The sequence below is a fragment of the Paenibacillus massiliensis subsp. panacisoli DSM 21345 genome (genome assembly GCF_000426545.1).
GTDB classification, from domain to species: Bacteria; Bacillota; Bacilli; order Paenibacillales; family Paenibacillaceae; genus Paenibacillus; species Paenibacillus panacisoli.
This window is the reverse complement of the sequence record NZ_AUFO01000001.1, coordinates 184,874-197,359: the sequence shown is the minus strand read 5'-3', so window position 1 is coordinate 197,359 and position 12,486 is coordinate 184,874. Positions and strand designations below refer to the sequence as shown.

The following is a 12,486-nucleotide window of genomic DNA, read 5'->3' as shown; positions in this document are numbered from 1 at the left end:
CCTTCAGGCTCATTGAATTTTCACAACCCATATGATGTGTCGAATTACTTACCGAAGGACGATGGGTCTTCTCGCCATGAACGAAGCAGTTCCAACTCTTCCTCCTGAATAGCCCCTGTGCGCAAGGCTACCTGCATCAATGCACTGTAATTCGAAAGTGTATCCAGCTTCAAGCCAGCTTCTGCGAATGCTTGCGTAGACTTATCCAGCTCATAAGTGAAGATCGCCAGCACCGCCAGTGGCTCTGCCCCTACTTGCTTAATAGCCTCTGCAGCCTTGATGGAGCTGCCCCCGGTCGAAATCAGATCCTCGATGACGACGACCTTCTGCCCCGCTTCGATGCGGCCTTCAATCTGATTCTCCTTGCCATGACCTTTGGCCTTGTCACGTACATAAGCCATTGGCAGCTGCAGCTTCTGCGCAACCCATGCCGCATGGGGAATACCCGCTGTCGCAGTTCCCGCAATGACCTGTGCTTCAGGATACCTCTCCTTGATGACTGCGGCGAATGAATCAGCAATCAGCTCTCTAACCTCTGGATGGCTCATCGTCAAGCGGTTATCGCAATAGATCGGGGATTTGATGCCTGATGTCCAGGTAAATGGCTCCTGAGGTCTAAGTGCTACTGCCTGAATCCGAAGCAGATGCTCGGCTATACTCTCGGGGATCGCTGCTAATGTGGTCATGCTTGAACCATCTCCTCAATAATTTGTAGGGCAGCCTGTCTTGGATCTGCTGCTGCTGTAATCGGACGGCCCACGACAATGTATGTACTGCCGCCGGCGATCGCTGATCCTGGTGTCGTGAAGCGGGACTGGTCTCCAATGTCACTTCCGGCTGGACGTATACCTGGTGTTATTGTACTGAATTCAGGACCACAGGCTGCTTGTATTGCTGCAGCTTCCAGTGGGGAAGCTACGACACCTTGCAGTCCTGCCTCCTTCGTCAACACCGCATAACGCACTACTGTATCTTCTACAGTACCCGGTATACCAATCTCTTCATTCATCACCTGCTGATTCGTGCTGGTCAGTTGGGTCACCGCAATAATGATAGGCATGGACAAGTCTGTGTTCTCCTCCAGTGCAGCCTCAGCTCCTTCGCGGGCAGCCTGCATCATGGCAGCGCCTCCGGCTGCATGAACGTTGAACATATCTACGCCGAGGTGTGTGATGCTGTTCGCTCCGCCACGTACCGTATTAGGGATATCATGCATTTTCAGATCAAGAAAAACGGAGTAGCCCTTAGCCTTAAGCTCCTGTACGAAGGCTGGACCTGCCGCGTAGTAGAGCTGCATCCCTATCTTCATGTAGCAAGGAATCCCCTCCAGCTGCTGAACCAGTTGACGGGCTGGCTCTGGATTCGGATAATCCAGTGCAACAATCAGCCTTCCGGCCATGCGCTTGAATTCATCAGTCATGCATTTATACCTCCTGTTGCTCGATTTCAGCTCATTCTAGTGCACTTTCGGGATTTTTGCCCGTGATAAAGGACATCCATCAGACGGTGCTGAAGATGTCCTCTCATCATTCGTTGCTGTGTTCTAGTACCTTGGCCGGATCATAATTGAAAATAGAGTCGCTGCAAGCAGGGAGCCATGTCGACCGCTGTTAAGCTTGCTGTTCTTTGATCCAAGCTGCTTCGGCGGTTGAACAGCAAGCTTAAAGGCGGACACTTCGTTTCTTTATAGCTTCCCCGCTTTCCGCTAACAATGTGCTTCCCAGGCCATTCAACCCGAAACCATATCCAGTCGTGGTACTAATGTTGTAGGAAGCTTATGCTCTTTACTCTATCCGCTAGCTCAGAACAGGCATCGCCTCGGAGGAGAAGTTCAAGGTCTCCAGCATACCGAGCAATGCTTTTACCGTATCCAGGGACGTCATGCAGACAATACCGTTCTCCACTGCCTCACGGCGGATACGGAATCCATCACGAGTAGGCGTCTTACCTTTGGTCAGCGTGTTGAACACGAAGTTCGCTTCGCCCGTACGGATCAGATCCAGAATGTTCGGTGTACCCTCACTGAGCTTATTCACGATGGTAACCGGGATATTAGCGGCCTGCAGGGCAGCAGCTGTTCCGCCAGTCGCGTAGATCTTGTAGCCCAGCTTGTAGAAGCCGCGCAGCAGCTCTACTGCCTCTTCCTTATCCTTGTCAGCCATCGTAGCGATGATCGCACCCGTAGAAGGAATCTTCATGCCTGCACCTACAAGACCTTTATACAGTGCCTTGGCGTATTTAGCGTCACGTCCCATAACCTCACCTGTGGACTTCATTTCTGGTCCGAGTGTAGGCTCTACGCGGCGCAGCTTGGCGAAGGAGAAGACCGGTACTTTGACCGATACATACTCGCTCTCAGGCCACAGACCATCCGTGTAGCCCATATCCTTCAGCTTCGTACCGAGGATCGCTTGAGTAGCTACATTTGCCATCGGAATGTTCGTAACCTTGCTCAAGAAAGGCACTGTACGTGAAGAGCGTGGATTTACCTCGATGACATACACTTCTCCGCCATGAATGACGAACTGAATGTTCACCAGGCCAATCGTCTTCAATTCCTTAGCGATGCTGATTGTGATATCCACAATCTTCTGCTTCGTAGCTGCATCCAGATGCTGAGGCGGATATACCGCGATCGAGTCACCAGAGTGAACTCCGGCGCGCTCTACGTGCTCCATGATTCCAGGAACGATTACCGTCTCACCGTCACAGATCGCATCGACTTCCACTTCTTTGCCAAGCATGTAGCGGTCAATCAAGACCGGATGCTCAGGATTGATCTTCACCGCTTGCTCCATGTAGCTCAGCAGCTCTTCATCAGAATATACAATCTCCATTGCGCGTCCACCCAGTACGTAGGATGGGCGCACCAGCACTGGATAACCCAGACCTTGTGCCGTCTCTACTGCTTCATCTACAGAAGTTACTGTACTACCCTTAGGCTGTGCAATCTTCAGACGAGTCAACAGCGCTTCGAACTTCTTGCGATCCTCTGCTTCATCTATGCTCGCAAGGTCTGTACCGAGAATCTTGACACCTGCCTTGCTAAGCGGTGCGGCGAGGTTAATCGCTGTCTGTCCACCGAACTGCACGATCACTCCAATCGGCTGCTCCTGCTCGATGACGTTCATGACGTCCTCGAAGAACAGTGGCTCGAAGTACAGACGGTCTGATGTATTGAAATCCGTCGATACCGTCTCCGGGTTGTTGTTAATGATAACCGCTTCGTACCCGGCTTTTTGAATCGCCCATACCGCATGCACCGTGGAATAGTCGAATTCGATCCCCTGCCCGATCCGAATCGGCCCGGAGCCCAGAACGACGACCTTTTCCTTCCGAGTCTCGGTCACTTCATTCTCAGTCTCATATGTGGAGTAGTAGTATGGCGTTGTTGCTTCGAATTCCGCCGCACAGGTATCTACCATTTTGTATACAGGGCGAAGATGATGTGATTTACGGAATTCAGTTACCTCTGCTTCCGTCTTATACCCGCCACCCAGTGGTGATGCACTACGCAGCTCAGCGATGGAACGGTCCGTGAAGCCCATGCGCTTCGCTTGGTACAGCGTATCGTAAGTGAGCTCTTCCTCTGAAGCAAGCTTCTTCTCGAATTCTACAATGCCTTCGATCTTGTCGAGGAACCACCAGTCGATGCTGGTCAGGTCTTGAATCTCCTGCTGTGTATATCCACGTCGGAATGCTTCTGCCACCAAGAACATCCGCTCATCATCTGGCTTGTTCAGACGCTGCTTCAGCACCTCGTCGGACAGCTCTTCCGCTTCCTTCAGATGAATACGGTTCACACCGATCTCCAGGGAACGAACAGCCTTGTGCATCGACTCTTCAAAGGTACGTCCAATCGCCATGACCTCTCCAGTCGCCTTCATCTGTGTGCCCAGCTTCCGATTCGCCGATGTAAATTTATCGAATGGCCAGCGTGGGATTTTGCTGACGATATAATCCAGCGTGGGCTCGAAGCAAGCGTAGGTCTGCCCAGTTACCGGATTCACGATCTCGTCAAGCGTATATCCGAGTGCAATCTTCGCTGCCATCTTTGCAATCGGGTAGCCTGTTGCTTTGGATGCAAGCGCAGAAGAGCGACTCACACGAGGATTAACCTCGATAACATAGTATTGATAGCTGTGTGGGTCCAGTGCGAACTGAACGTTACAGCCTCCCTCGATATTCAGCGCGCGAATGATCTTCAGGGAAGCTGAGCGCAGCATTTGATACTCACGGTCAGACAGCGTTTGGCTTGGAGCCACTACGATGCTGTCCCCTGTATGCACACCGACTGGATCAAAGTTCTCCATATTACATACGACGATACAGTTATCATTACCGTCACGCATAACTTCGTATTCTACTTCCTTCATGCCAGCGATGCTCTTCTCGACCAGACATTGTCCGATCGGGCTATAACGAAGGCCAGAGGCTACGATCTCACGCAGCTCTTCCTCATTTGCACAAATTCCGCCGCCTGTACCACCGAGTGTATAAGCAGGGCGCACGATAATTGGATATCCGATCTCATTTGCAAAATTCAGCGACTCCTCAAGCGTAGTAACAATCACGCTTTCAGGAACTGGCTGCTCCAGCTCGCGCATCAACTCGCGGAACAGGTCGCGGTCCTCCGCTTTCTCAATTGAGCTTAGCTGTGTACCCAGCAGCTTCACATTCTCGCTCTCAAGCACACCTGCACGAGCCAGCTCTACAGCCATGTTCAATCCCGTCTGTCCACCCAGTGTTGGCAGAAGACCATCTGGACGCTCCTGACGAATAATCTGGGTTACGAAATCAAGTGTAATCGGCTCGATGTATACTTTATCCGCCATATTGGTATCGGTCATGATCGTAGCAGGGTTGCTGTTGATCAAAATGACTTCTACGCCTTCTTCCTTCAGCGCTTGACAAGCCTGAGTACCTGCGTAATCGAACTCAGCTGCCTGCCCGATGACAATGGGACCGGAACCGATGACTAGTATTTTTTTGAGATCTGTATGTTTCGGCATGAATTAACGGGCTCCTTTCCCGGCAGCTGCGATGACTGCCTGACGCGGTTGTTGAGGGTGATTAAGCTTGTGCTCCCGGATCATTTCCAGGAAGCGGTCGAACAGATAGCTGCTGTCGTGCGGCCCTGGGGCTGCCTCTGGATGATACTGCACGGAGAAGGCTGGGAAGCGTTTATGCTTGAGTCCCTCCACCGTTTTATCGTTATTGTTGATATGTGTAATTTCCAGCTCTGTTCCCTCTACGGACTGCTCGTTTACCGAGTAACCGTGGTTCTGGGAGGTGATGAAGCAGCGTCCGCTCTCCAGCTCCTTAACCGGATGGTTGCCACCGCGATGACCGAATTTCAGCTTCTCAGTATCTGCACCTGCCGCTAGGGCAAAGAGCTGATGGCCGAGACAAATGCCGAAGATCGGATACTCGCCAAGCAATTCACGAATAGTATCTACTGCATGTGGCACATCCTTAGGGTCCCCAGGGCCGTTGGATAGCTGAATGCCATCCGGGTTCAGTCTGCGGACTTCATCGGCAGTCACATTGTGAGGCACGACGACAACATCACAGCCACGCTCGTTCAGCTCGCGCAGAATACCACTTTTTGCGCCATAATCGATCAGTACAATGCGCTCACCGTTACCAGGGCTGCTGTACATATGTGGAGTCGAGGTCATCGGTACCTGATTGCGGAGCTCAGCTATTGTCGTGTCATTCATCATTTCCAGCAGCTCTTCCACGGACTTGGAGGAGGTTGTCAAAATGCCTTTCATCGTACCGTGATGACGGATGATGCGGGTCAGCATCCGGGTGTCAATGTCGCTGATCCCGATAATGCCATATTCCTTCAACAGAGCGTCAACGCTGTATTGTGCTCTCCAGTTACTTGGAACAGGCTCATAGCGGCGCACCGCAAAGCCATGCACATAAGGACGGACGGATTCAAAATCATCACGTGTTATCCCATAGTTCCCGATCAACGGATATGTCATCGTAACGATCTGACCACAATACGAAGGGTCTGTAAGTACCTCTTGATAGCCTGTAATTCCTGTGTTAAATACCACCTCGCCCGTCTTTTCACCTTCAGCACCGAATGCTGTGCCGGTGAACAGCGTGCCGTCTTGAAGCAATAATCTTGCCTGCATTCCGTCTCACTCCTCTAATTGATCTTGTCTATTAAGCATTCTGCACATATCCTCGCCCAGCCATCTTTCACTTTGGCGATTGATTTAGCAAAATGAGTATTATTGTTCTGTTTTTACGCTCCAGACGATCTGACCATCTACCCAAGTAGCAACCGGCCAGCCCTTCAGCTTCCATCCACCGAAAGGTGTATTGTGGCCTTTGGACACGAAGGTCTCTGGGTCCACTGCCTGTTCCTGCTCCAGATCAATCATAGTTAGGTCAGCAGGTGCTCCCTTCGCAAGTCGTCCCGTCTCCAGTCGGAATACCTCTGCTGGAGCCTTTGTCATTTTTTGCACCAGGAATTCGAGTGTCCACAGCCCTGTCTCCACGAATCTCGTATAGAGCAGCGGGAAGGCTGTCTCGAAGCCCACGATGCCAAACGGAGCAAGCTGCATTCCCTTAGCCTTCTCTTCTGCACTGTGCGGTGCATGGTCCGTCACGATTATGTCGATCGTTCCATCCATCAAGGCCTCAATGCAGGCCTGCACGTCGCGTGGACTGCGTAATGGAGGATTCATTTTCCAATTGGCATCCATTCCCGGGATATCCTCTTCTGACAGAATCAGATGGTGTGGACATACCTCAGCAGTCACTCGAATCCCAATCTCCTTGGCCTGGCGAATCAACCTTATGGATTGCTCCGTGCTGACGTGGCATACGTGATAATGTACACCCGTAGCCTCAGCGAGCAAAATATCCCGTCCGACATGAATCGCTTCGGATTCATTTGGAATGCCCTTCAAGCCATGCTTGGTTGCAAACGAGCCTTCAGCAACAGGTGCTCCTTCTACAAGGGTGTTGTCCTCACAGTGGGCGATGACTGGCATGTCGAGCGCCTGTGCACGGTACATGGCATCCTTCATCATCTGCGCACTCTGTACACCCACTCCATCATCGGTGAAGCCAATGGCTCCGGCTTGTCGCAGAGCTTCGAAATCTGTCAGCTCTCGTCCGAGCTCACCCTTCGTAATCGCGGCGTATGGTAGTACCTTCGCCAATCCAGCTTCCTTCGCTTTGTTCAGGACCAGCTCCACAATCTCCGGGCTATCCGTGACTGGGCGTGTATTTGGCATACAGGCGATTGTTGTAAATCCACCCTTGACTGCTGATCTGCTACCTGTCTCAATCGTTTCTTTATGTTCGAAGCCAGGTTCACGCAAGTGTACGTGCATATCGATCAAGCCCGAAATGACCAGCTTGCCGCCAGCATCCACGATCTCCGCACCCTCCTCCGGATTCGGAAGCTCTTGGCCGTAATATACGCCCTGAATTTGTCCTTCAGCTATCTGTACCGCTCCGTTAACCTGCTCACCTTGCTCATTCAACAAGCTTGCATTTATGATCCATTGGGATATCATGTGCTTCGATTCCTCCGCTTCAAGTCTCTGATCTTTCATCCTTACAGCTTCATAGCCCGTTCCATGACGGCCATTCGAATAGGCACGCCGTTCGACATTTGTGGAAAAATCAGCGATTGCGGACTTTCCACGACCTCGCTATCAATCTCCACATTCCGATTGACTGGAGCCGGGTGCATAATAACCGTATTGCGATTCAGACGCGAGGCTCTCTCTGCCGTCAGACCATATTGCTCGCGATAGTGCTCTGCAGATTTCAGCATGCCTTCTGCATGTCGCTCCAGCTGTACGCGCAGCATCATCACAACATCACTGCGCAGCGCCTCCTCCATGGATACATAAGCTGCATGCTCAGCCAGCTCTGGTGCCTGCATATTTGGTGGTGCACAGAAGCGAACCTGCGCTCCGAACTTTTGCAGGGCCCACAGATTCGAGCGGGCAACCCGACTATGCAGGACATCTCCGATAATTGCTACATTCAGACCTCTCAGCTCACCAAATGCTTTGCGCATCGTGTACAGATCCAGAAGACCTTGCGTCGGATGCTCGTTGTTCCCGTCACCTGCATTGACCAGCGGGACACTGACCGTCTCAGCCAGCTGTTGGAGAACGCCTGCCGGCTTCAGCCGGATGACCCCAGCATCAATTCCCATGGATTCCAGTGTACGAACTGTATCATATATGGACTCGCCCTTCTCAACACTGGAGGCTGCGGAGGCGAAGTTCAGCACCTGAGCTCCGAGACGTTTTTGTGCCATTTCGAAGGAAAAGCGGGTGCGTGTACTGTTCTCGAAAAACATATTCGCTGCGAATTTGCCCTCCAGCACGGGAACCAGCTTCTGCTCCTGTCCTTCCCAATAGGCTGCACGATCCAGAATGGATTCAATCTCGTTACGGCTTAATTCCTTAAGTCCCAGCAGGCTGCGATCTTTGAGTTTGGTTTGGAGTGCCATCATTCCTGTTCCCCCCGATTCTGGATAATCACGACTTCATCTTTGCCATCGGTCTCCATGAGAGCAACTTCAATCTGCTCCGATCTGGAGGTAGGAATATTCTTTCCAATATAGTCAGGACGAATCGGCAACTCTCTATGTCCTCTGTCCGCCAGCACCGCCAGTTGAATCATACGTGGTCGGCCGCAGTCCATTAATGCATCCATCGCAGCCCGGATCGTCCGACCCGTGTACAGTACATCGTCGAACAGGATGACTTTCTTGTCCTGAATGCTTACTGGGTGGCTCATCTTGAGCTGCTCCGCGCAGTTCTTCTCGACAGTCGCGCTACGATCATCACGATAAGGCGTGACATCCAGCTCGCCCCAAGGAATCGGTGTTCCCTCGATCTCTTCAATCTTGGCTGCCAGCCGCTCTGCCAGATATACACCGCGTGTGCGTATTCCAATGAGCAGACAATCTCCGATCCCTTTGTTCTTCTCCAAAATTTCGTGGGCAATACGAGTTAGTGCACGGCGTATTGCCGTCTCATCCATAAGTACATGTACTTCACTGCTCATGCTTCCAGCCTCCTCGGGTATCCCTTCCGATATGGTCCCGTGACAGATACAAAAAAAACTCCTTGCCTAAAAGATGGCAAGGAGTTCCTACGACAGAGTACACCTGTCGCTGATCTCATCGGATACAACAAAGCATACCACCGCAGTGGATGCAGTTGTTCCATTCACGTTACCTTGCCAGCCTCACGGGACTGATTTAAAGGTGCTATTCAGATTTCCTTCATGCATTATGACATACAGGAAATGGCCTGTCAACACCTTGCCTGCCGGAGCACCGGAAGCATTTGCAGATTATGAAGTTGTTGAGAGCACGAATCCTTTAGAAATAAGTTCTACACATTGCCCACAAGAAAAGCTGTAATAAGATTCCACACTTACATCGGTTCATTCTTATTGCTGGTAAGTAACCTGAAATTCACCTGGAATGTAAGCCATCTGATCTTCGTTTATAATTATACAGCTTCACTGCATAATTATCCACTCCGATTTTTTCAAGTCTTCTTCCATTTCTTATTCCTTTAAGCTTAATCCATCTCCACAGTGAGTTGAATGTTGAGTTATCATGGATCTTTGTACGAATCGCAACTAAATTATCCAAAGCGAAAAAGCCTCTCACTCCACTTCATGTGGTAGGAGAGGCTTCTTTTATCCGATATGCATACGTCTGCAGTTGATCCCGGAGCTTCCGCACAATCGCCCAATTATACATGCCAATATGAGCTTCCCAAAAAGGGAGACAACTCACCACATGTTGTTAAATAGAGTAGATTTGATTACTCGACATCTGAAGAGGACGATATTTACTGATTATAATCAACTCTAGTCCACTCCGTTTCACCAAATGGTTTCTTGGCCCCAGGAATTACAAGTTTGTTATCGTTAACGGCAATCTCGAATACATGACTTGTATTTTCTACCGAGGTAGTTTTATAGTCTGGGGGAGTTGCTAACGTCCATAGCTCATACTGGAGTTTCAAGCGTGTATTGTTGCTAAAGGAATACGTCCCCGAAAATTCATAGTAATCGTTCTCACCTTCATAAGTACCTCTTGCAAATGTGCCGTCCCTAAAGAATTCCATGTACCCATTTGGAATTCCAGCAGCCTTCCATCTTCCAATAATGAGGGTACTTGAATCCAAGCTTGAACTTACCTTCGGCGATTCTTGTACTACATTTTCTGAAGATGACATCAAGGATTGGACCGGCTCCGGTTGCAAAGAATCCTCGGGTTGAGTAACTGAGGAATCAGCTGCCTCTGACGAATTGTCTTCAGCATTCGGTGGATCGGTCGTCTCCGACGAATGAGACTTTGTAGTTGATGGGGTTTTCTCGGTTGAAGATGGCTGCAAAGCATCCCGCTTGACCTCTGCATTCTCGTCATTTTTAGTGTCTGGTGAAGAATCCGTCGTAGATGAACTGTTATTCGTCTGTAATAGCTGCGGCATGGCTGAAGTAATGTATAAGGCCACTCCTAAAAATAGTACAGCGAATACAGCTACAGAAATAGAAAACACCTTTAATACTTTCATTCCTAACCTCCGTCATGTAAATAGGTACAAATATTAACTGCATGCCGCCGTAACCGATGTGGAATAGGAATGACCATTCTTTTTTGGGTGATCTACTTCCTTAACAAAAAAACACCCCAACAACTTATCCAGCAGGGTATTACCAAATGCATTCATATGTATTGTCTCAAGTATAATAATCCATTGGGTCTATTTTGTAAATAAATATAGTAATTTATTCCTGATCCTTATAGACTATATGCTGGCAGTTGATAAGTGAACAAGGGGCAATGATGAAGGTTCCCCCTCTTTTTGTAAAATGTAAAAAGCACCCGCTACTCCCGAAAAGGAAGAGTGAGTGCTCGAAAAGCCAGCTTTATATCAGCGCATGCAGTGCAATATTGGACTACCTGCTGCGTAGAGAAGCAAGTACATCTTCTATATCCTCAGGCAGAGGAGCACTGAATTCAAGGTATTCTCCAGACGATGGATGAACAAAGCCAAGTACCGCTGCATGCAGTGCCTGTCCATCCATTCGGATCCCTTTGTTTCGCCCATACATAGGATCGCCTACCAGCGGATGACCGATGAATTTCATATGCACACGAATCTGATGCGTACGCCCCGTCTCCAGCTTCAGCTCCAGCAGTGTGTAATCGCCAAAGCGCTCAAGTACCATAAAATGAGTCACCGCATGCTTGCTGTTGCGTTCTGTCACGGCGAACATCTTGCGATCATTCGTATCTCGTCCAATCGGAGCATCGACCGTGCCTTGATCGTGACTGAGATTACCGTGCACCAGCGCAATATAACGCCGAGTTACACTGTGATCCTTAAGCTGGGCAGCGAGCGAGGCATGGGCCTTATCATTCTTGGCTGCCATGAGCAGGCCGGAGGTATCCTTATCAATTCGGTGTACAATGCCCGGGCGAAGCTCACCATTAATGCCGGATAGATCTTTGCAGTGGTACATCAGAGCGTTCACCAGCGTACCCGAGGAATGTCCAGGGGCCGGATGCACCACCAGCCCTCTTTGCTTATTCACAACAATGACATCTCGATCCTCATAGACGACCTCAATAGGAATCGACTCAGGCTGTAGGTCTACAGCTTCAGGCTCGGGGACAGATAGCTCAATATGATCCCCGATATTCAGCTTGTAGTTGGACTTAACGACTTGGCCGTTGACAAGGACTTTTCCATCCCCAATCCATAGCTGCACCTGAGAACGAGATACATCCGGTAGCTGCTCCGCAATGAATTTATCTATACGTGTCTTGGATTCTTCTGCGATCCATGCCAGCAGCTCCTGCACAGTAGATTCACCAATCTCATCTGTAACATCACTTTGGTTATGGTTATTCTGTTCCATCATGCTGCCCCGTTCCTTTCGTCTGCTCCTGAAGCTTTGTCCGTCTCGAATCCAGAATGGTATCCAGAATAATTAATCCAACTCCGATGCAGATGGAGGAATCGGCTATGTTAAAGATCGGAAACGTATAGCTACCAAAATTAAATTGTGCGAAGTCCACTACTTCTCCCATCAGGGCCCGATCCAGGAAATTCCCGATTGCACCACCCAGCACAAGACTTAATCCCCATGGTAACAGCCGTTGCCCACTCTTAAGAGCTTTTCTCATATACCAAATGATCGCAATCACCACTACAATGGTAATGATAATGAACAGCCAGCGTTGACCCTCAAGTATTCCGAATGCCGCGCCGCGATTCCGATGGGATGTAATCAGAAAGAAATTGCCGATTACCGGAATTTGTTCTCCTAGCTCAAGTCTTGTAGCTATTAAGTATTTGGTGCCTTGGTCCAATAAAAAAACGAGTAGAGCGATTACATAGTACAGCACAGCGATATGTCATCTCCGTTCTTTCTAATTCCGTATTCATTTCTTGCCAATTT

At 49.8% G+C, this 12,486-nt stretch carries 10 protein-coding genes; all 10 read right to left on the bottom strand.

Features of this window, described 5'->3' with window-relative positions:
- Positions 1 to 44: 44 nt before the first annotated feature.
- Positions 45 to 686: an orotate phosphoribosyltransferase gene (gene pyrE, locus K331_RS0100845; protein WP_025680842.1), complete on the bottom strand. Its 642-nt coding sequence runs from the start codon at positions 684 to 686 to the stop codon at positions 45 to 47.
- Positions 683 to 1,420, bottom strand: a complete 738-nt coding sequence (gene pyrF / locus K331_RS0100840; RefSeq protein ID WP_028588808.1) for an orotidine-5'-phosphate decarboxylase — start codon at positions 1,418 to 1,420, stop codon at positions 683 to 685. The genes pyrE and pyrF overlap by 4 nt, the downstream gene beginning before the upstream one ends.
- A 376-nt stretch (positions 1,421 to 1,796) precedes the next feature.
- Positions 1,797 to 5,012: a carbamoyl-phosphate synthase large subunit gene (carB, locus tag K331_RS0100835; RefSeq protein WP_028588807.1), complete on the bottom strand. Its 3,216-nt coding sequence runs from the start codon at positions 5,010 to 5,012 to the stop codon at positions 1,797 to 1,799.
- 3 nt (positions 5,013 to 5,015) lie between these two features.
- Positions 5,016 to 6,152 (bottom strand): glutamine-hydrolyzing carbamoyl-phosphate synthase small subunit, encoded by a 1,137-nt coding sequence (gene carA / locus K331_RS0100830; protein WP_028588806.1) that lies wholly within the window; start codon positions 6,150 to 6,152, stop codon positions 5,016 to 5,018.
- A 99-nt stretch (positions 6,153 to 6,251) separates the two neighbouring features.
- Positions 6,252 to 7,589 (bottom strand): dihydroorotase, encoded by a 1,338-nt coding sequence (locus tag K331_RS0100825; RefSeq protein ID WP_404821455.1) that lies wholly within the window; start codon positions 7,587 to 7,589, stop codon positions 6,252 to 6,254.
- Positions 7,590 to 7,591: 2 nt separating this feature from the next.
- The gene (locus tag K331_RS0100820) at positions 7,592 to 8,503 is read right to left on the bottom strand and encodes an aspartate carbamoyltransferase catalytic subunit (RefSeq protein WP_404821460.1); all 912 of its coding nucleotides are present in this window, start codon (positions 8,501 to 8,503) and stop codon (positions 7,592 to 7,594) included.
- Positions 8,503 to 9,063, bottom strand: coding sequence for a bifunctional pyr operon transcriptional regulator/uracil phosphoribosyltransferase PyrR (gene pyrR / locus K331_RS0100815; RefSeq protein ID WP_018886811.1), 561 nt, complete (start codon positions 9,061 to 9,063; stop codon positions 8,503 to 8,505). Before pyrR ends, K331_RS0100820 begins: the two co-directional genes overlap by 1 nt.
- Before the next feature lie 800 nt (positions 9,064 to 9,863).
- Positions 9,864 to 10,592: a hypothetical protein gene (locus K331_RS0100810; RefSeq protein ID WP_028588804.1), complete on the bottom strand. Its 729-nt coding sequence runs from the start codon at positions 10,590 to 10,592 to the stop codon at positions 9,864 to 9,866.
- Positions 10,593 to 10,977: 385 nt separating this feature from the next.
- Entirely contained in the window at positions 10,978 to 11,946 is a 969-nt protein-coding gene (locus K331_RS0100805; protein ID WP_404821454.1) for an RluA family pseudouridine synthase, read from the bottom strand.
- Complete coding sequence (lspA, locus tag K331_RS0100800; RefSeq protein ID WP_028588802.1) at positions 11,930 to 12,433, bottom strand: signal peptidase II; 504 nt, start codon at positions 12,431 to 12,433, stop codon at positions 11,930 to 11,932. Before lspA ends, K331_RS0100805 begins: the two co-directional genes overlap by 17 nt.
- Positions 12,434 to 12,486 lie beyond the last annotated feature (53 nt).

Coding starts and splice junctions, on each gene's coding strand:
- carA (WP_028588806.1), bottom strand. CDS start 6,152: ATGCAGGCAAGATTATTGCTTCAAGACGGCACGCTGTTCACCGGCACA.
- pyrE (WP_025680842.1), bottom strand. CDS start 686: ATGACCACATTAGCAGCGATCCCCGAGAGTATAGCCGAGCATCTGCTT.
- pyrF (WP_028588808.1), bottom strand. CDS start 1,420: ATGACTGATGAATTCAAGCGCATGGCCGGAAGGCTGATTGTTGCACTG.
- carB (WP_028588807.1), bottom strand. CDS start 5,012: ATGCCGAAACATACAGATCTCAAAAAAATACTAGTCATCGGTTCCGGT.
- K331_RS0100825 (WP_404821455.1), bottom strand. CDS start 7,589: ATGAAAGATCAGAGACTTGAAGCGGAGGAATCGAAGCACATGATATCC.
- K331_RS0100810 (WP_028588804.1), bottom strand. CDS start 10,592: ATGAAAGTATTAAAGGTGTTTTCTATTTCTGTAGCTGTATTCGCTGTA.
- pyrR (WP_018886811.1), bottom strand. CDS start 9,063: ATGAGCAGTGAAGTACATGTACTTATGGATGAGACGGCAATACGCCGT.
- K331_RS0100805 (WP_404821454.1), bottom strand. CDS start 11,946: ATGATGGAACAGAATAACCATAACCAAAGTGATGTTACAGATGAGATT.
- K331_RS0100820 (WP_404821460.1), bottom strand. CDS start 8,503: ATGGCACTCCAAACCAAACTCAAAGATCGCAGCCTGCTGGGACTTAAG.